Annotated in this window: 17 protein-coding genes; 15 read left to right on the forward strand and 2 right to left on the reverse strand. The window is 71.1% G+C overall.

Annotated elements, in window-relative coordinates:
- Positions 1 to 244 precede the first annotated feature (244 nt).
- The 15 genes from ACGFZA_RS31270 to ACGFZA_RS31340 all read left to right on the forward strand — a co-directional run bounded on the left by ACGFZA_RS31270 (position 245) and on the right by ACGFZA_RS31340 (position 14996).
- Complete coding sequence (locus ACGFZA_RS31270; protein WP_385278428.1) at positions 245 to 964, forward strand: hypothetical protein; 720 nt, start codon at positions 245 to 247, stop codon at positions 962 to 964.
- Positions 965 to 1097: 133 nt separating this feature from the next.
- The gene (locus ACGFZA_RS31275) at positions 1098 to 1469 is read left to right on the forward strand and encodes a hypothetical protein (protein WP_393683505.1); all 372 of its coding nucleotides are present in this window, start codon (positions 1098 to 1100) and stop codon (positions 1467 to 1469) included.
- Positions 1470 to 1724: 255 nt separating this feature from the next.
- A complete protein-coding gene (locus ACGFZA_RS31280) occupies positions 1725 to 2798 on the forward strand; it encodes a hypothetical protein (RefSeq protein ID WP_393683507.1) in 1074 nt (357 codons plus the stop codon).
- Between the two features lie 77 nt (positions 2799 to 2875).
- The gene (locus ACGFZA_RS31285; RefSeq protein WP_385278422.1) at positions 2876 to 3640 is read left to right on the forward strand and encodes a GntR family transcriptional regulator; all 765 of its coding nucleotides are present in this window, start codon (positions 2876 to 2878) and stop codon (positions 3638 to 3640) included.
- Positions 3641 to 3898: 258 nt separating this feature from the next.
- On the forward strand, positions 3899 to 5023 hold the full coding sequence (locus tag ACGFZA_RS31290) for a TIGR03364 family FAD-dependent oxidoreductase (RefSeq protein ID WP_393683510.1): 1125 nt from the start codon (positions 3899 to 3901) through the stop codon (positions 5021 to 5023).
- On the forward strand, positions 5020 to 5742 hold the full coding sequence (locus tag ACGFZA_RS31295; RefSeq protein WP_393683512.1) for a phosphonatase-like hydrolase: 723 nt from the start codon (positions 5020 to 5022) through the stop codon (positions 5740 to 5742). Before ACGFZA_RS31290 ends, ACGFZA_RS31295 begins: the two co-directional genes overlap by 4 nt.
- Entirely contained in the window at positions 5739 to 6866 is a 1128-nt protein-coding gene (locus ACGFZA_RS31300) for an ABC transporter ATP-binding protein (RefSeq protein ID WP_393683514.1), read from the forward strand. The genes ACGFZA_RS31295 and ACGFZA_RS31300 overlap by 4 nt, the downstream gene beginning before the upstream one ends.
- 16 nt (positions 6867 to 6882) lie before the next feature.
- Entirely contained in the window at positions 6883 to 7743 is an 861-nt protein-coding gene (locus tag ACGFZA_RS31305) for a 2-aminoethylphosphonate ABC transporter permease subunit (RefSeq protein ID WP_393683780.1), read from the forward strand.
- Positions 7730 to 8527, forward strand: coding sequence for an ABC transporter permease (locus ACGFZA_RS31310; protein WP_393683516.1), 798 nt, complete (start codon positions 7730 to 7732; stop codon positions 8525 to 8527). The genes ACGFZA_RS31305 and ACGFZA_RS31310 overlap by 14 nt, the downstream gene beginning before the upstream one ends.
- 40 nt (positions 8528 to 8567) lie before the next feature.
- Positions 8568 to 9629 (forward strand): 2-aminoethylphosphonate ABC transporter substrate-binding protein, encoded by a 1062-nt coding sequence (locus ACGFZA_RS31315; protein WP_393683518.1) that lies wholly within the window; start codon positions 8568 to 8570, stop codon positions 9627 to 9629.
- A 162-nt stretch (positions 9630 to 9791) separates the two neighbouring features.
- Entirely contained in the window at positions 9792 to 11279 is a 1488-nt protein-coding gene (locus tag ACGFZA_RS31320; RefSeq protein WP_385278570.1) for an alkaline phosphatase family protein, read from the forward strand.
- A 116-nt stretch (positions 11280 to 11395) separates the two neighbouring features.
- Positions 11396 to 12193 carry an HAD-IIA family hydrolase gene (locus tag ACGFZA_RS31325; protein WP_393683520.1) on the forward strand — a complete coding sequence of 266 codons (798 nt, stop codon included), beginning with the start codon at positions 11396 to 11398 and terminating at the stop codon, positions 12191 to 12193.
- 126 nt (positions 12194 to 12319) lie between these two features.
- Positions 12320 to 12880, forward strand: coding sequence for a hypothetical protein (locus ACGFZA_RS31330; RefSeq protein ID WP_393683522.1), 561 nt, complete (start codon positions 12320 to 12322; stop codon positions 12878 to 12880).
- A gap of 1 nt (position 12881) precedes the next feature.
- Positions 12882 to 13613, forward strand: a complete 732-nt coding sequence (locus ACGFZA_RS31335; RefSeq protein ID WP_393683524.1) for a class F sortase — start codon at positions 12882 to 12884, stop codon at positions 13611 to 13613.
- Between the two features lie 348 nt (positions 13614 to 13961).
- Positions 13962 to 14996 (forward strand): glycoside hydrolase family 6 protein, encoded by a 1035-nt coding sequence (locus tag ACGFZA_RS31340; protein ID WP_393683526.1) that lies wholly within the window; start codon positions 13962 to 13964, stop codon positions 14994 to 14996.
- A 39-nt stretch (positions 14997 to 15035) separates the two neighbouring features.
- Here ACGFZA_RS31340 and ACGFZA_RS31345 read toward each other — a convergent pair whose 3' ends face one another.
- Together ACGFZA_RS31345 and ACGFZA_RS31350 are read right to left on the reverse strand one after the other, a co-directional pair.
- On the reverse strand, positions 15036 to 16970 hold the full coding sequence (locus tag ACGFZA_RS31345; protein WP_393683528.1) for a galactose oxidase-like domain-containing protein: 1935 nt from the start codon (positions 16968 to 16970) through the stop codon (positions 15036 to 15038).
- Positions 16967 to 18880 carry a glycosyltransferase gene (locus ACGFZA_RS31350; protein ID WP_393683530.1) on the reverse strand — a complete coding sequence of 638 codons (1914 nt, stop codon included), beginning with the start codon at positions 18878 to 18880 and terminating at the stop codon, positions 16967 to 16969. Before ACGFZA_RS31350 ends, ACGFZA_RS31345 begins: the two co-directional genes overlap by 4 nt.
- Between the last annotated feature and the right edge of the window lie 362 nt (positions 18881 to 19242).

Genomic DNA, 19242 nt, shown 5'->3' on the forward strand with positions numbered 1-19242 from the left:
GCCCGGTAGAAGCGGCGACCCGGACGACACGCACGCCGATGCCGTCACCCCCGCCGCCGCCCCGCGGTACCGCCCGCACATCCACTCACCCGCACGGACCCGGCCCCGGGACTAGCCCCGGGCCGGCGCCCGGCGCATCCACTCACCCGCACGGACCCGGCCCGGGGGCAAGCCCCCCGGGCCGGCGCCCGGCACATCCCTGCCCCGGGAACGGTCCCGGGGCACTCCGGAAAAGAGGAAGCCCGTGCCCGTCGACACCTCGTACGCCATCACGATCACCATGAGTGACGACACCACCAACCGGCTGGTCGATGAGGGGTTCTACCTCTACGGCTTCAAGGCGGTCAACTCCTCGACCGGCGGCGGCAAGCCACTGGTCTGGTTCGTCACCAACGACTACGCCACGACGACGGACATCACCTGGCACGAGGAGTACCAGGCCTACACCTCACGCAGAGAGATCGTCCCCCAGGGCGCGATCACCGGCATCAACAGCTACGACATCGCGGTCGGGCAGACCCTGACCGTCGACAACGTGTCCGGCACCGGCACCGTGGGAGGCAGTCCCGACTCCTCGCGCTACATCACGGTCGACAACGACACCGTCCGGCCCTTCACCTCCGGCCTCGCGCAGCTGAACCACGTGGCCGCGGGAACGGCGGCGAAGGCCACACCGCTGGCCGCGTTCCCGCTGCACGGCAGGAACCTGGACTTCTTCACCCCGGTGGAGAAGGTCCTGCTGATGTTCGCGACGGCGGTCATCGAGACGTCGACCGTCGTCGAGCAGGCCTTCGGGCCCGGTCTTCTGGTCGACCTGACGGGAGCGGCGCAGCGGGAGGTCACCTACGACGTCGACCACGGCTGGGGCCCGGTCAAGCCCAACTGGACGACGCCCGTCGACTCCTTGAGCCTGCTCACGCCCCTGCTGATCCAGCAGGACAGGTCGCTGCCGACCTCCGCGTGATCCGGTACGTCCACCAGCAGTGCCCCGACCGCGCTCCTCTCCGGGGGCGCGGTCGGGCGGCGGGCGCGCAGTCCCCCCGCGACATCAGGGAAGCCGGCGTCAGTTCGCGTCGAACGATCGAAAGGAACCTCTCATGCCGATGATCATCCTCAGGGCGAACGGCGCCGGTCAGACGGGGGCCATGGATCAGGCCACGACGCAGACCTACCTGACCAACGTCCTCACCCGCGTCGGAATGCTGAACAGGCTCGCCCACATGTCGCAGGCTCTCAATCAGGCGTTCAACGGGGGCGGGCTGCCGACCGGGGCTTACGTCTTCAACGGATTCCCGGTCCGGCACGCCAGCGCCGGAAACTTCCAGACGAGCGTCACCCTCTTCTACTACGTGAACAACAACGATCTGATGCTGTTCGCCATGGGGGAGCACGCCAACAACGCGGGGAACTACCGGATCAGCATCTACGGCCAGGCGGGAACCCCGTTCGCCCTGAACTCGGTCATCTGATCGCCTCGTCTGCCCTGTTGCGGGGTGCGACGTGCCACTGGCGGCCGCACGTGGCCCTCCGCGATCCGCGCGGTTCCGCCGGGAGGGCGGGACGCCGACGCGGCAGGGCTGGGCCGATCGAGGGGTTGGGGCCGCCCCGCGGCATGTCCGTGGCGGCCGGGCGGGGCGGACCTGGCAAGGTCGCGGCCGAGACCGGTGAACTCCGGGCCCGGGGCGAGCCGACCGTACTCCGCGACGAGCGAAGGCTGCCCCCTCATGCCCCCCACACCGTCCCCTTCCGATCCTTCCCCCGAATCCGCCGCCCCGGCGCGTCCGCCGTCCCCGCCGCCGCCCGCGGGCGGCAGGCCCCGGCACGGTCTCGTGCTCGGGCTGGCCGCGGCGAGCGTCATGCCCGCCGTCGTGCTCGGCGGCCCCGCGGCCGCGTCCGCCGCCCCGCAACGCAACACGGCCACCACTCCGAGCTCCGGCCTCACCCCCGCGTCCGCCCCCGTGCCGGCCTCCCTCACCGCCGACCAGCGGCCGGCCTGCGGCGAGCGGGGGGCCGCCGACTTCCCGATCGACACCCGTATCCACGGCGGTCCGGACACCTACGCCTCGGGCGGCGGCTACGGCACCTGGTTCCTGGACCTGACCAACACCACCGCGGAGCCCTGCCGGGCCATCCACCCCGTCCTGGTCCTCACCGACGAGGACCGCACCCTGACGTCCGACCAGATCCAGCTGGAGTTCTCCGAACGCACCCACCCCGGTGTCGAACACCGCGTCAGCTGGGAGACGACCGACCGCGACGAGCACATCGGCGTCTTCGGCGGCGAGGGCGACGACTCCTTCCCCGGCTTCACCGTGCCGGCCGGCCGGACCGTCACCGTCCAGGTCAGGCTGGCGTTCACCTCCGACACCAGCCCCGGCCGGATCACCGCCAACGCCGCGATCGTCCAGCGGCAGCACGGCGGGGGCGGCCGGGGTGACAGCGACACCGTGGGCAAGGGCCTCGACGGGGAGTGGGTCGGCGAGTCCGAGGACTACCCGTTCACCGTGGTCGAGGACGACGGCAGCGGGACCGGGGCGGACGACGTACCCGAGGAGACCGGCGAGGGCGACAGCGACAGCGACGGCCTCACCGGCCGCCCCGACGCCAGCCCCACCACCGGAACCACCGGCACCCCGCGTCCGCCGGCACCCGGCCGCGACCCGGCCGGAGTCCCGGAGCTCGCCAGGACCGGCATCTCCGTACCGGTCCCGCTGTCCGCCCTCACCGTCTCCGGCCTCCTGATCGGTGGCGGAGCCGTCGTCATCAGGGCCCGCCGGACGCGCCGCGCCCCACGCTGAGCCACCCCGGCGGCGGTTCCCGGCCGTTGACCACCGCCCGGTCACCGGTGTTCACGTCCGTCTGCCACCATCGCTCCGTGGACTACCCGCACGACCAGACACCTGGCGCACCGATCCGCTCCGGCATCCCGGAGCACGGCCGTATCCCCAAGTACTACGCGGTCAAGGCCCGGGTCTCGGCCCTCGTCGACGAGCTGGGCGAGGGCGGCACGCTGCCGCCGGAACGCGATCTCGCCCTGCGCTACGGGGTGTCGCGCGAGACGGTGCGCCAGGCGCTGCGCGAACTGCTCCTGGAGGGGCGGCTGGCGCGGCAGGGGCGCGGCACGGTGGTCGCGGGCCCCAAGCTGGAACAGCCGCTCTCCCTCGCGAGCTACACGGAGGGCGTCCGCCGTCAGGGCCGCACCCCGGGCCGCCGGCTCATCGGTCTGGAGCGGTTCCCCTGCCCCGAGGCGCTCGCCCCCGAAATCGGGACGGAGCGCGGGGAGCCGGTCTGGCACCTGGAGCGGGTGCTGCTCGCCGATGACGACCGGGTCGGCCTGGAGAGCACGTACGTCAGCGTCGCCCGGGTGCCGGACCTGGGGGAGCAGTTCGACCCGGACTCCTCGTTCTACGCCTATCTGCACGACCGGCTCGGGATCTCCTTCGGCGACGCGGACGAGCGGATCGAGACGGTGCTCGCCACCCCGCGCGAGGCGCTGCTCATCGGTACGCCGCCCGCTCTGCCCATGCTGCTGATCCACCGGATCTCGCGGGACTCGGGCGGGCAGCCGCTGGAGCGCGTGCGGACGCTGTTCCGCGGCGACCGCTTCTCCTTCACCGCCCACCTCGTCGGACGCGGCTGAGCGGCGGTCCGACGGGCGCCTCCGCGTCCGACGGGGCCTCCGCATCCGGCGGCGGCCCGCGGAGCCAACTGCGGCCACCTCCGCCTTCGCGGGCCACGGCAATCACAGCGCCCAGTGTGATCACAGCGACCATTCTGATCACAGCGACCATTCTGATCACAGAAAGATAACGGGTCTAGTCCAAGCTTCGGGGTCGGTTCACTCTCCCGTCGCCCAGCCGATCCGTCCGGTCCATGCGCGCCGAGGAGCGTTGCCGTCGTGAGAGTCATCGTCGTAGGAGCCGGCGTGGTGGGAACCATGCACGCCTGGCACGCAGTGAACCGCGGCCACGAGGTCGTACAGATCGAGCGCGAGAGCGAGGCGCGCGGAGCATCGCTCCGCAATTTCGGACAGATCTGGGTCAGTGGCCGGGCCGGCGGTGAGGAACTGGAGACCGCCCTGCGCGCCCGTGAGCTGTGGGAGTCCCTCGGTCAGCGGCTTCCGGGCCTCGGCTTCCGGGCCTGCGGCTCGCTCACCCCGGTGCGTACGGAACGGGAACTGGCCGTGGCCGAAGCGGCCGTCGCGCGTCCCGACGCGGCGGCCCGCGGCTACAAACTGCTCACCGCCGGGGAGGCGCGGGCGGTCAACCCCGCCCTGCGTGGCGACTTCGCCGCCGCCCTGTGGTGCGAGCGGGACGCGGCCGTCGAGCCGCGCACCGCCCAACTGGTCCTGAAGCAGGGACTGCTGGCCTCGGGCCGGTACACCTACCTCGGCGGCCGCGAGGTGCGCGACGTCGCCGGCACCGCATCCGTCCGCGACGACCACGGCGACGTCCACACCGGTGACGCCGTCGTCCTCGCCACCGGCGCCTGGCTCGGCGGCCTCGTCCGCGAACTGGCCGGACCGGATCTGCCCGTGCGGCGCGTCCGTCTCCAGATGATGCAGACCGACCCGCTGGGCGAACGGCTCACCACCTCCGTGGCCGACGCCGACAGCTTCCGCTACTACCCGGCCTACCGCGGCGAGGCGCTCGACGCGCTCAACGCCGGACAGGCCCAAGCCCCCACCGCCGCCGCGCACCGGATGCAGCTCCTGATGGTGCAGCGCCGCGACGGCGGACTGACCATCGGCGACACCCACGAGTACGAGCACCCCTTCTCCTTCGACACCGTCGAGGAGCCCTACGAGCACCTCACCGCGGTCGTCGAGTCCTCCCTCGGCCGCCCGCTGCCGAGGATCCGCCGGCGCTGGGCCGGGGTCTACGCCCAGTGCACCGACACCTCCCGCGTCGTCCACCGCCAGCAGGTACGTGACGGCGTCTGGCTCGTCACCGGGCCCGGCGGACGCGGCATGACCTGCTCTCCCGCCATTGCCGAAACAACCGCCGACGAACTGGGCTGGTGAAGACCTTGAACCACGACGCGTCGCACCGACACGCCGAGCTGAATCTGATCGTCCTCGACATGGCCGGCACCACCGTCGCCGACGGGGGCCTCGTCGAGGAGGCCTTCGCCGCCGCGGCGGCACACCTCGGCGTGGAGCCCGGCTCCGCCGACCACGCCGAGAAGCTCGACCACGTACGCGCCACCATGGGCGAATCCAAGATCACCGTCTTCCGCCACCTGTTCGGCGAGGAGACCCTGGCCCAGCGGGCCAACACCGCCTTCGAGGAGGCGTACGGAGAGCTCGTCGACGCCGGCCGCATCGCCCCCGTCCCCGGCGCCCGCGAGGCGGTCGAGCAACTCACGTCCGAGGGCCGGACCGTGGTCCTGTCCACCGGTTTCGCCCGCACCACCCAGGACGCGATCCTCGCCGCACTCGGCTGGCAGGACCTCGCCCCCCTGACCCTGTGCCCCGCCGACGCCGGCGGCCGCGGCCGCCCCTACCCGGACATGGTCCTCACCGCGCTCCTGCGCACCGGGGCGGTGGACGACGTCCGCCGGACCGTCGTCGCGGGGGACACCTCGTACGACATGCTCAGCGGCGTACGTGCCGGGGCCGGCATCGTCGCGGGCGTCCTCACCGGTGCCCACGACAAGGACCGGCTGACCCGCAGCGGCGCCACCCACGTCCTCGGCTCCGTCGCCGAACTCCCCGGACTCATCGCGCGGGCCGAGGCATGACGGGCGGGACCGGAACCGTCCGCAGCGGGATCAGGTTCGACGGGGTCAGCGTCGCCTACGGCGCGAACGTCGTCCTCGACCGGTTCGACCTCACCGTCGAACCCGGCGAGGTCATGGCCCTCCTCGGGCCCTCCGGATCCGGCAAGACGACCGCCCTGCGCGCCGTCGCCGGATTCGTCCGGCCCGCGGCCGGGCGGGTGCTCATCGGCGACCGCGATGTCACCGCCCTGCCGCCGCACAGGCGCGGCATCGGCATGGTCGTGCAGCAGTACGCCCTCTTCCCGCACCTGCGGGTCCAGGACAACGTCGCCTTCGGCCTGAAGGCCCAGAAGGCGGACAAGGCCGGGATACCGGGGCGGGTCGCCGAGGCACTCGAACTCGTCGGCATGGGCGCGTACGCCCGGCGCCACCCGCGCGAACTCTCCGGCGGCCAGCAGCAGCGCGTCGCCATCGCCCGCGCGCTGGCCATCAGGCCCGGCGTCCTGCTGCTCGACGAACCGCTCTCCGCGCTCGACGCCCAGCTGCGCTCCGGCATGCTCACCGAACTGGCCCGGCTGCACCGCGAACTGCCGGACGTCTCCATCCTGTACGTCACCCACGACCAGGTCGAGGCGCTGACGCTCGCCGACCGGATCGCCGTCATGGACAGGGCCAGGCTCCAGGACTGCGGCACCCCGCAGGAGCTGTACCGGCGTCCCCGTACGGAGTTCACCGCGTCGTTCGTCGGCAACGCGAACCTGCTGCCGGTCACCGTCGCCGAGCCCGCCGGCACCGTCGACTTCGCCGGACACGCGCTCTCGGTACCGACCGGCGAGGTGGCCGGCGGGGTCACCGCCACCCTCTGCGTCCGGCCGCACCTGGTCGGGCTCGGCGACGGGCCCAACGCGCTGACCGGGACGATCGCGGAGGTCCAGTGGCGCGGGTCCACGCACCGGCTCTACGTCGACATCGACGGCCACCGGGTCAAGGCGGACGTCCGCGAGCTGCGGGACACGCCCGCGCTCGGGGACAGGGCGACGCTGCACTTCGCGGCCGAGGACGCGGTGCTGCTGCCCGCGGGCGCGGCAGCACCGGTCCGTCCAGCGGCCGGAGGAGAACCGGTGAGCGGAGGGGCCCGTGGCTAGCGTGGTGACCCGGGACGTGCGCCCGGCCGCGTCCGGCGGCGGCTCCGTCCTCGCACGCCGGACGGGCCGGAACCTCTGGGCCCTGCCCCCCGTCGCCGTGCTCGCCGTCGTCTTCCTCTACCCGCTGCTCCTCGTCGTCCGGCAGTCCTACAGCCCCGACGAGGGCGGTACCTCCGTCGCCCCGTACACCGAGGTCTTCGCCTCCGCTTCGTTCCGCTCGGTGCTCACCACCACCGTCTGGCTCGCGGCCGGAGCGACGGCCGGATGCCTCGTCCTCGGCTTCGTCCTCGCGATGGTCATCGCCTTCGTACCGTTCCCCGGCGGCAGGGCCGTCGCCCGCTTCGTCGACGTCTTCCTCTCCTTCCCGTCCTTCCTGATCACGCTCGCCCTGCTGTTCGTCTACGGCAACGCCGGGATGGCCAACGGCCTGTGGACCGGGGCCACCGGGGCGGCCGACGGGCCCTTCCACTTCCTCACCACCCCGTGGGGCGTCCTCCTCGCCGAGATCACCTACTTCACCCCGTTCGTGATGCGTCCGCTGCTCGCCGCCTTCTCCCAGCTCGACACCGCGCAACTGGAGGTGGCGTCCTCGCTGGGCGCCGGACCGGCCCGGATCGTGCGGCAGGTGATCCTCCCCGAGGCGCTCCCGGCGCTCGCGGCGGGCGGCAGCCTCGTCCTGGTGATGTGCCTCAACGAGTTCGGCATCGTGCTCTTCACCGGTGCCAAGGGGGTCACCACCCTGCCGATGCTCGTCTACAGCAAGGCGATCCTGGAGTCCGACTACCCGGCCGCCTGCGTCGTGGCCGTCGTCAACATCGCGATCTCCGTCGGCCTCTACGGCCTGTACCGGGTGGTGAGCCGTCGTGCTGGTGCATAGCCGTACCGGGAAATGGGCCACCTGGGCCGTCTTCCTGCTGCTGTTCGTCCCGCTGTTCGCGGTGCCGCTGCTGGTCGTGCTCGCCGCCTCGTTCGCCACGAACTGGTCCGGCGCGTTCCCCTCCGGGCCGACCCTGAAGCACTACGAAGCGGCCACCGCGGGCGACTCCCTCCAGGCCCTCACCACCAGCCTGGTCACCGCCGCCACGGCGAGCGTCCTCGCGCTGATCGTCGGCTCCTGGGCGGCGCTCGCCGCGGCCTCGCTCGGGCGGCGCGGGAAGCGGTTCCTGGACGCGCTGTTCATGCTGCCGGTCGCCGTGCCGTCCGTCGTCGTCGGGCTCGCCGTGCTCGTCGCCTTCAGCCGGCCGCCGGTCCTGCTCAACGGAACGCGCTGGATCGTGATCCTCGCGCACACCGTTCTTGTCACGGCGTTCGCCTATGCGTCGGTTTCGGCCGCGACAGTGCGTCTCGACCCGATGTACGAACAGGCGGCCGCCAGTCTCGGCGCCCGCCCCGGATACGTCCTGTGGCGCATCAGGCTGCCGCTCCTGCTGCCGTCCCTCACGGCGGCCGCCGGGCTCTGCTTCGCCCTGTCCATGGGCGAGCTGAGCGCCACGATGATGCTCTACCCGCCGGACTGGACACCCCTTCCGGTGCAGATCTTCGCGGCCACCGACCGGGGCTCGCTCTTCACCGGGGCCGCCGTCGCGGTGGTCCTGATGGCGACGACGCTGCTCGTGCTGTTCGCGGTCTCCCGCATCCGCACCAGAGCCTCCTACCGCTGACCTCCCCGCTCAGACACGTCTTCCAGGAGATACGACTCCCATGCGCACCAAGCACCTCAAGCCGATAGCCGCCGTCACCGGCGCTCTCGCCCTCGCCACCACCCTGACCGCCTGCGGCGGCTCCTCCGACGCCTCGGACGCGAAGGTCGTCACCGTCTACAGCGCCGACGGCCTCAAGGGCGAGAACGGCGACGGCTGGTACGACAAGGTCTTCAAGGACTTCGAGAAGAAGACCGGCATCGAGGTCAAGTACGTCGAGGGCGGTTCCGGCGAGATGGTGCAGCGCGCCGTCCGCGAGAAGACCAACACCCAGGCCGACGTTCTGGTCACCCTCCCGCCGTTCATCCAGCAGGCCGACTCCAAGGGCCTCCTCCAGGCGTACGAACCGGCCGGATCCGACCGGGTGGACAGCGCCGACAAGGCGGCCGACGCGATGTGGACCTCCGTCGTCAACAACTACTTCGGCTTCGTCCACAACACGAAGGAGCTGACGGCCCCGCCCGCCACCTGGGAGGAACTGCTCGACGGGAAGTACGAGGAGAAGGTCCAGTACTCCACCCCCGGGGTGGCCGGTGACGGCACCGCCGTACTCATCAAGGCCATGCACGACTTCGGCGGCAAGGAGCCGGCGATGGCCTATCTGAAGAAGCTCCAGGCCAACAACGTCGGCCCGTCCGCCTCCACCGGCAAGCTCGCGCCCAAGGTCGACAAGGGCGAACTGCTGGCCGCCAACGGTGACGTCCAGATGAACTACGCCCAGTCCAAGGACATGCCCCACCTCGGCATCTGGTTCCCCGCGAAGGCCGGCGCCAGGCCCACCACCTTCGCCCTTCCCTACGCCGCCGGACTGGTCAGCAAGGCCCCGCACAGCGCCAACGGCAAGAAGCTGCTCGACTTCATGCTCACCGAGCAGGCCCAGAAGGACGTCAGCGCGGTAGGGGGCGGCTTCGCCGCCCGCAACGACATCGAGGCGACCGACGCCAACGCCGTCGCGCTGAAGAAGCTGATGGACGGGGTCGAGGTCTTCGAGCCGGACTGGCCGGACATCGCGGCCAACCTCGACGCGTACGTGGACGCGTGGAAGTCGGCCACCGGCAGCTGACCGTTCCCGGACGGTTCACCCCGGGGGTCTGGACCTCCGGTGGATGATCGCGAAAAGGTAACGGGTCTGGACCCACGTGCAACTCCGCTCCCACGGAGCGGAGTTGCACGCCTTCCCCGTGTGCCCCCACCACTTCGACGGAGGACTCCCGTGAGCTCAGCCATGTCCCGCCGCACGCTCCTGATGAGTGCGGCCGCCATCGCCGCCGCAGCACCGCTCGCCACCGCGGGGACCGCCCGCGCGGCCGCCGCCCGCACCCCCAAGGTCCTGGTCATCGGTCTGGACGGTGCCCTGCTGAACAGAATCAAGGACGCGGACGCACCCCACCTCGACGCACTGATGGCGGCCGGACTCACCTCCGTCAGCCCGCTCTACGCCGACCCGATGGCACCCACCCTGTCCGGCCCCGGCTGGTCCACGGTCATCACGGGCGTCTGGCCCGACAAGCACCGCGTCAAGGACAACGCCTTCACCGGCAACGACTTCGCCCGCTACCCCGACTTCCTCACCCGGATCGAGACGGCGAGGCCCGCGCTCTCCACGTACGCCGTGGCCTCCTGGAACCCGGTCACCGACACGATCTTCTCCCCGAAGGTCGACACCCGGGTCTCCACCCCGGGCGCCGAGTACGACACCGGCACCACCAGCCGGGCCGCCGCCGAACTCTCCGGCGGCAACCGGGACGCGGTCTTCGTCCACCTCGACAACGTCGACCACGCGGGCCACAGCTACGGCGCCGCCAGCAGCCAGTACCTGGACGCGATCCACGGCGTCGACACCCAGGTCGGCCAACTCGTCGCGGCGGTCAGGGGACGGGCCACCCACAGCTCCGAGGACTGGCTCATCATGATCACCGCCGACCACGGGCACACCGACGCCGGAGGCCACGGCGGGGCGAGCGCGGCCGAGCGGCAGACCTTCCTCATCGCGAGCGGCGGCGCCATCACGGCGGGCTCGACCCGCTACGACATCAAGATGCCCGACGTCGCCGTCTCCGCCCTCGCCCACCTCGGCATAGCCGTCGACCCGGCCTGGGGCCTCGACGGACGGCCGTTGCAGCAGCCGTCCCCCGACGCCTTCGACGCGCTGCGCCCGCAGCTGCGGACCCGGGCCGACGAGACGGGGATCGGGGCGTCGGTCCTCGGCTTCACCCACACCCCGCCCGCCGGGTGGACGATCGACAACAGCGCGATGGGCACCGGCGGCGTCACCGAATGGCGCGGCTGGACCTTCACCACCGACGAGTTCTGGACCGCCGCGGAGCGGGGCCAGTGGCGCGAGACCAACGTCCGGGCCCGGAACGTCTTCGCGGTCGCGGACGGCGACGAATGGGTCGACAGGAGCTACACCGGCACCTTCGACTCCACCCTGATCAGCCCCGCCTGGCCGGTCACCGGCGGCCGCACCGCCACCCTCGCCTACACCACCCACTACCGTCAGGAGGCCCCGCAGAAGGGCGAGGTCCTCGTCTCCTACGACGGCGCCGCCCCCGTCTCCGTGAAGACGTACACCTCCGACACCGTCTCCAGGAGCGAGTCGCTCGCCCTCCAGGTCCCGGCCGGAGTCTCCACCGCACAGGTCCGATTCCGGTACACAGGGGGCAACAACTGGTTCTGGGCGGTCGACGGTGTGAGGATCACGTCCGGCTGATCCGCCGCCGCGGCCGGACCTCCGGGGAGGGACCCTCTAAAGTCGGGTACGCCGGCGCTGCACAACGCGGTGCCGCCGGCGTCCCGCACCGGCGTACGGCACATCAGGAGTTCCACATGGCAGAGCGCAAGCCGATCTCGTCCTGGCTCACCGACATGGACGGAGTCCTCATCCACGAGGGGACGCCGATCCCCGGCGCGGATGCCTTCATCAAGCGGCTGCGGGAATCCGGGCTGCCCTTCCTGGTCCTCACCAACAACTCGATCTACACCGCGCGCGACCTGCACGCCCGGCTGAAGCGCATGGGCCTGGACGTGCCCGTCGAGAACATCTGGACCTCCGCGCTCGCCACCGCCCAGTTCCTGGACGACCAGCGGCCCGGCGGCACGGCGTACGTCATCGGCGAGGCGGGCCTCACCACCGCGCTGCACGACATCGGCTACGTCCTGACCGACCACGAGCCCGACTACGTGGTGCTCGGCGAGACGCGCACGTACTCCTTCGAGGCGCTCACCAAGGCGATCCGGCTGATCAACGGCGGCGCCCGCTTCATCTGCACCAATCCGGACGAGACCGGCCCGTCCGCCGAGGGCCCGCTGCCCGCGACGGGCTCCGTCGCCGCACTCATCACCAAGGCGACCGGCAAGGCCCCGTACTTCGCGGGCAAGCCCAACCCGCTGATGATGCGTACCGGGCTCAACGCGATCGGCGCCCACTCCGAGTCCAGCGCCATGATCGGCGACCGGATGGACACCGATGTGCTGGCCGGTCTGGAGGCGGGCATGCAGACCTTCCTGGTGCTGACCGGTCTCACCACGGTGGCGGACATCGACAAGTACCCCTTCCGCCCGTCCACGGTCGTCGACTCCATCGCCGACCTGGTCGGTCTGATCGAGCCGGCCGAGGCGGGCTGACCCGGGTTCCGGGGCGGGGGAGCGGGCCGCCGTGCCCGCCTCCCCGCACTCCACCGGCCCAGCGTCCGGCCTCCTGCGGATGCGAAAAGCCGCGGCACGCGTGAACCTGCCATAAGGAGGTTCACGATGCGTTCAATACCCCTCACGTTCTGTGCCGCCGCGGTGGTCGCGGCGACCCTGATGCCCGCTTCCGCCGCTCTGGCCGAATCCGACTCGGACCACGAGGACTCGCGGTCCCGGGTCACACTCACCCTCTCCCCGTCCTCCGTCTCCCCGGGCGGCGAGGTCGACCTGGAGGTCGACGGCTGCAAGGGCAAGGAGGCCAAGGGAAGCTCCGACGCCTTCGTGTCCGAGGCGCGCTTCTCGCCCGGTGACGGCCGGACGCTCTTCGCCGAGGCCCGGGTCCGCTCGGATGCCGAGCCCGGCGACTACGACGTCCAGGTGGTCTGCAAGGGCGACAAGCACACCAAGGCGTCCGCCGTCCTGACCGTCGTCCACCGCAGCCGGCCCATGCCCGTCGCCCCGGTCCGCGCGGGTGGCGGAGGCACCGCCGTGCTCGCCGACCAGGCCGCCCAGCAGGACGGTCCCGGCACCGTCCACGCGGTGGTCGGTCTCGCCCTGGCCGCCGTCGCGGCCGTCGCCGTCGCCTTCCGCAGCGTGCGCCGCCGCCGCCCGGCCGTCGACTGACGTGTCCGCCTCGGACCGTTCGACGGGGCACGGCAGGCTGCTCACCGGAGTGGCCTGGGCCGTGCTGCTGCTGGGCCTGTGGCTCTGGGGCCGCGGTATCACCGGCGGCTCCGGCGCCAGCTCCGCCCCGACCACCGGCGACGTCGCCGCGGTCGGGCGTCCCCTCGGCGTGCCGCTGCCCCCGGCGCACGACCCGATCGAGGGCGTCGCGCCGCGGAGCGTGGAGATCCCGTCGATCGGGATCAAGGCCCCCGTCGTCTCCCGGGGCCTGGACGAGGAGGGGGCGATCGCGCCGCCGTCCTTCGACACGCCCCAGACGGTCGGCTGGTACGGCGGCGGCACCGAGCCCGGCGCCAAGGGACCGGCCCTCTTCGTCGGCCACGTGGACACCGAGACCAAGCCGGCGGTCTTCTACGGGCTCAGCGCGGCACGCCCCGGCGCCGAGGTCGAGGTGACCCGGACGGACGGCACCGTCGCCGAGTTCACCATCGACGACGTCCAGGTCTTCACCCGCGAACGCTTCAACGCCCAGAAGGCGTACGGACCGCGCAAGGACGGCCGGGCCGAGCTCCGGCTGATCACCTGCGGCGGCACGTACGACCGCGCGTCGAAGTCGTACACGGCGAACGTGGTCGTCTCGGCCTATCTGACGGGCGAGAAGTCGCGGGAGCAGGCGCAGGCAGAGGCGCGGGAGGAAGCGGTCGGCAAGGCGGGCGCACCGGCCGGCGGCTGACCCCTTCGGTACCCGGCCCGGCCGGCTGCCCGGCAATCCGGGCGCCGGCCGGGCCGGTCCTCGACCGCGGGCGCGGGCCGCGGGAGTGGCCCGGCGCGGACACGGGAGGTCGGAGGCGTCCGGGTCCGCCGCACGCCCCACTGTAGGGGCGTGAACTCCCCACGCACAGGGCTTTTCTGACGGTACGTCGATAACCGGTCACCCTACGCATGCGGACAGGCCGGGCAGAGCGTGGTGAACCCGCCGTAACAGCTCTCCGGCGATGCCGTGCGGCCGGGCCGGTTCCGGTCCCTGTGCCAGGATGGACGGCGATGCGACAGTACCGCCGTCGCACCCGAGGGGGAGTGGATGTACGGCAGCCACAACGGCCGGATCGGCGTACGAGGGGTGTGCGCGGTCGGCGCCGCGCTCCTGCTCGCGGGATGCACCTCTTCCGGTGACGGCGACGGCGACGGCGGCCCGGCCGGGGAAAGGAATCCGGCGGCCGTCGGCCAGCAGCCCAAGGGCACCGATCCGTACTGGGTCAACCCCGACGGGAACGCGGCCCGGCAGGTCGCCCGCTACACCGGGGACGGCAACGAGAAGGACGCCGCCCTGATCCGCCGGATCGCGCGGCAGCCGGTCGGCGAGTGGATCGGCACGGACAGTCCTGAGGCGGAGGCCAAGGGATTCACCGAGGCGGCGATGAAGGCCGACCGGGAAGCGGTCCTGGTCCTCTACAACATCCCGCACCGCGACTGCGGGCAGTTCTCCAAGGGCGGCGCCGCCGACGGCGACGCGTACCGCGCCTGGCTGGAGAGCGTGGCCCGGGGCATCGGCGACCGCGGCGCGACCGTGATCCTGGAGCCGGACGCGGTGCTGCACCTGGTCGACGGGTGCACCCCGCAGGAGTTCCACGAGGAGCGCTACGACCTGCTCAAGGGCGCGGTGGAACGGCTCAAGCGGCTGCCGGGCACCAAGGTCTACCTGGACGCGGGCAACGCGGGCTGGCACACCCCGGACGCGCTCTTCCAGCCGTTGCGGCAGGCGGGGCTCGACGCGGCCGACGGCTTCGCGGTCAACGTCTCCAACTTCCAGACCACCGCGGTCAGCAAGGACTTCGGCAAGCAGCTGTCGGCGAAGGTCGGCGGCAAGCCGTTCGTGATCGACACCAGCCGCAACGGCAACGGCCCGTACACCGCCGGCGCCCCCGAGGAGAACTGGTGCAACCCGCCGGGGCGGGCCCTCGGGGAGACGCCGACGACGGCCACGGGCGACGAACTGGTCGACGCGTACCTCTGGATCAAGCGGCCGGGCGAGTCCGACGGCGACTGCCGGGGCGGCCCGAAGGCGGGCGCGTGGTGGCCCGAGTACGCGCTGGGGCTGGCCCGCGGCACCGAGTAGGACGCGGGGTCCGGTCCGGTGCCGCGGGAGCGGTGATGCCTACGGCACCTCCACCCAAGTCCCCTCGGACGGCGTGCCCTTGTCGTCGGTGACGAAGAGCATGTACCAGCCCGACGGCACCAGGGCCCGGTTCTTCGGCACCGTCACCGAGATCCCGCCGTCGGTCCGCTTCAGGTCCAGCGCCACCGAGCGCTGGTCGGTGTCCGTGACATGGGTGACCGCGCTCGGGCGCATCAGCTTCGCCGACCTGATGGACGAGGCCTGGTTGGTGGTGAACACCGCGGTGTCACCGCGCTCGATCCTCTCCGGTCCCGCGGTCAGCTCGGGCCGTGAGTCGCGGTACAGGTAGGGCGGGGTGTAGATCTCGATGCGCTGCTCGAAGACGCCGGGCCGGGTGTTGGCCTTGTCGGAGTAGAGCGAGTCGGATCCGAAGATCATGACCCGGCCGTCGGGCAGCAGCACGGACCCCGAGTGGTAGTTGCGGCCGACCGCCGGGTCGGCGACCCGCTGGTACGTGTCCGACTTCGCGTCGTACAGCCGTGCCTGCAGCACGTCGGAACCGTCGCGGCCGCGGTAGTCGTTGGAGCCGCCGGTGACCAGCAGGGAGTCGTCGGGCAGCAGGGACGCGCTCGGGTAGCGGGTGCCCTCGTCCAGGGAGGCGCCGTCCGTGAACTTCGGGTCGGCGTCCTTGAGGTCGACCAGCCGGGACTTCTCGCTGGACCTGGCGGACTCGCCGACACCGCCGCCTCCGATCACCATGAACTTCTCGTCCTGGGCCGGGGGCAGTCGTACGGTCGCCGAGGTCTCCATCTTGTCCGGGTCGCTCAGGCCGGGGATCTTGGTGAACCTGTTCGTCGCCAGGTCCCAGATGCCGGGGGCGCGGCCGACGGTGGCGGGGCCGTAGCCCGCGTTCGAGCCGGAGTAGAAGAGCTTGCCGTCGTCCAGAAGGAAGACCGCCGGATAGGTGGGGAACTTCCGGACGATGCCGGTGTACTCCCACTTCTTGGTCTCCGGGTCGTAGATCTCGTCCTTGCCCGGGACGATCTGCCCTATCTCGTCCAGGCCGGACAGGGCGAGGACCTTGCCGTCCTTCAGCGTGGTGAGCGTCGGGTACCAGCGGGCCTCGTTCATCGGGTCGACGGTGATGTACTTCTCCGCCACCGGGTCGAACTCGAAGGCCTCACGGATGCCCTGGAAGTCCTTCTTGTCGAGGGCCAGCTTCTGGGCGATCCCGTAGACGTTGCGGGTGTCGGAGCCGGACAGGCCCGCTATCCGGTAGTTGTCCTCGGTGCCCGTCTCGTACTTCGCGCCGGACTGCCGCGCCTCGACGTAGATCCGGCCGAGTCCGGGGTCGTTGCGCAGGAAGGCGCCGGTCTTCTTGTCGAAGACCTTGGTCGCCTTCTCCACCAGCACGGGGTCCTTGGTGACGAAGGTCCTGCCGTTGGCCTTGCCGGTGAACCGGGTGCCCGCGGGCAGGGTGATCGGCTTGTCCGGGTCCTCGTTGTGCACGATCATCAGGCCGCCGGCCTTGGTGACGTCGCCTTCGAGCTTCTCGTACCGCTTGGTGCCGCCGGCGATGAGCAGCTTGCCGTCGGGCAGTTGGGTGTGACCGGCGCAGAACATGTCCTTGGGCGTGGGGATGTTCTTGAAGGCGTTGGTCTCGGGGTCCCAGAGCACCGACCGGAAGCTCTTCGCGTCGAAGTTCTTCTGGTTGTTGCCCGAGCCCGCGACGAGCAGCACCTTTCCGGTGTGCAGCAGTGCCGCGTGGATCGTGTTGATCCGGAAATCGGAGGGGACGTCCAGGAAGTCCCAGTGGCCGTTGGCCGCCTTGTACTCCGGCTGGTCGATCTTGTACGCGTGGTAGCGCTCGGTGCTGAAGCGGTACAGCCACGGCCCGTTCGCTCCCGCGAGCGCGAGAACCACCGCCGTACTGATCGCCATGCGGCGGGTACGGCGGCTCGGACGGTACTTCATGATCTACGTCCCCCAAGGGCGATCTGCATGGTCTGTTCGTTGCCGTCCCAGTGAGGCGTGGCCTGCTGGGGGTGGGCGGGCGGCCCGCTCGCCGGCGGCGGTCCCGCGCGGCGCTTCTTCTTCTCGGCCCGCACGGTGTACCGCCAGCCGAAGATCGGCGCCGCGGTGATCAGCAGGGCCAGCGCGGCCCAGGTGAGCATCGCCGGATGGCTGTGGCCGAGGACGAACGACGCCACGATGGAGCCGCCGAAGACCAGGATGAAGAAGAGGTGGATGCGGAAGGTCCCGAAGAGGGTGTCGGGGCTGGAGGAGTCGCCCTTGGGCGTCACGACGAACGAGCTCTTGCGGCGCAGCACCGCGTCCATGAGGGAGCGGGCGTAGATCGGCGCGGAGAGCGCGGACATCATCATGCCGGCGATACCGCCGGAACCCTCGGGCTCGTGCGGCGAGACGTTGTGCCGGCGGTTCCAGATGTACAGGCCGATCTGGAGCGCCGAGGCGTTGCCGTACAGCATCATCCAGACGGTCGGGTCGATCTGCACGCCCGAGGCGCCCATGCCCAGGAAGAGCGCGCAACTGAGGGCCGCGAGGATCCAGTTCATGGCGGACATCGGGTAGAAGACGATCATCATCGTGTAGTTGAAGAGCTTGCCCGCGGGCAGCGAGAAGAAGCCTCTCCAGTACTGCTTGAGGATCGTCTCGTACGTCCCTCGCGACCAGCGCAGCTGCTGGGTGAAGAAGTCCGTCCACGCGGTCGGGCCCTCGCCCACGGCCAGCACGTCCGGGGTGTACACCGAGCGCCACTTGCGGCCCGTGCGCGGGTTGCGGGCGCGGTGCATCTCGAAGCCGGTCGCCATGTCCTCGGTGATCGAGTCGTACAGACCGCCGATCTGCTTGAGGGCACTGATGCGCACCGCGTTGCTGGTGCCCACGAACATCGGGGCGCCGTAGCGGTTGCCCGCGCGCTGGATCAGCGCGTGGAAGAGGAACTGCTGGGACTCGGCGGCCTTGGTGACGAAGGTGTCGTAGTTGCCGTAGACCTGCGGGCCGATGACGAAGCCGACGTCCGGGTCGCGGAAGTAGCCGAGCATCCGCTCCAGGTAGTTCGGCATCGGGACATGGTCGGTGTCGACCGAGGCGAAGAAGTCGTACGCGTCACCGTGGGCGTCGAGCCAGGCGTTGTAGTTGCCGTGCTTGGTCTTCGCCCGGTGCGGGCCCTCGGCCCGGTTCCAGCGCGCCACGCCCTTGCGGGAGAAGTGGTGCACGCCGAGCCGTCGGCAGACCTCCTTCACCGCGGGGTCGTCGCCCTCGTCGAGGAGCCAGACGTGCATCAGTCCGCGGTGGCGGATGCGGACTGCGGCTTCCAGGGTCTTCGTCACCATCTCCAGGGGCTCCTTGCCCGGGACGAAGGAGGTGAGGAAGGCGACCCGGGTGCCGGTCTCCGGCACGACCGGGACCGGATCGCGCGCCACCAGCGTGGCGTGCGCGTTGGAGAGGACGTTCAGGGTGCGGAAGAGCTCGATCAGGCCGATCGAGACCAGCATCACGATGTCGAGGACCAGCAGCGTGTCGTTCTCGAGGTTCGGATCGCGCTGTGTCCAGTGCTCGGGCTGCATCAGCCAGGCGAAGAGGCCGAGCGATACGAGCGGGGCGGCCCCCAGCAGGAGGGCCGCGCGTATCCGGTGGGGCTCCTGGGAGAGGAGCGAGCGGTACTTCACGGTGTAGGGCCTGGCGGGGTCGGGCTGGGTCAGAGGCCCGGCGAGCCGGCTGTAGTGCTCGTAGTCGTACCGCGGCAGCTCTTTGCGTTGCCTTCGCCGCGGAGCCCCGGTCCGCAGCTGCGGGGGTATCCGAAGCTGTGTGGTCCGGGAAGGGTCGTCGTCCTGCCGGGCGCCTGGCGGCGTCGACGTCATGGGTCATCCCCCTGCACGCAGGCGGGGCTGCGTGGTCGGTCGGTCGTTTCGTCCACCGCGCCTCCCCCTGGAACGCGGCCGACGGTTCAGTGACGGGTCGCCCTTCCCGGGACAGGGAACGGCGACCTTCCGGTTGCATGATGCCTGCTGGGCGTTTGCTTGTGCACGACGCCTCCCCCTCACGTCGGTCACAACCGGATTCTTTCCCTCCGTTTCCCCCAACTAAGGGTCCCATCGGCGTGGTTGGTGCCGAAGGCCCCCGGACAGACTGGCCGACCCCAGCCGCGATCGCAAGGCTGAAACGGGTTATTACCCGCTCAAATGCGCGATTTGTGCGGCTCTTGTGGAGAGGTGGTGTGGAG

The sequence above is a fragment of the Streptomyces sp. NPDC048211 genome (genome assembly GCF_043202315.1).
Classification (GTDB): domain Bacteria; phylum Actinomycetota; class Actinomycetes; order Streptomycetales; family Streptomycetaceae; genus Streptomyces.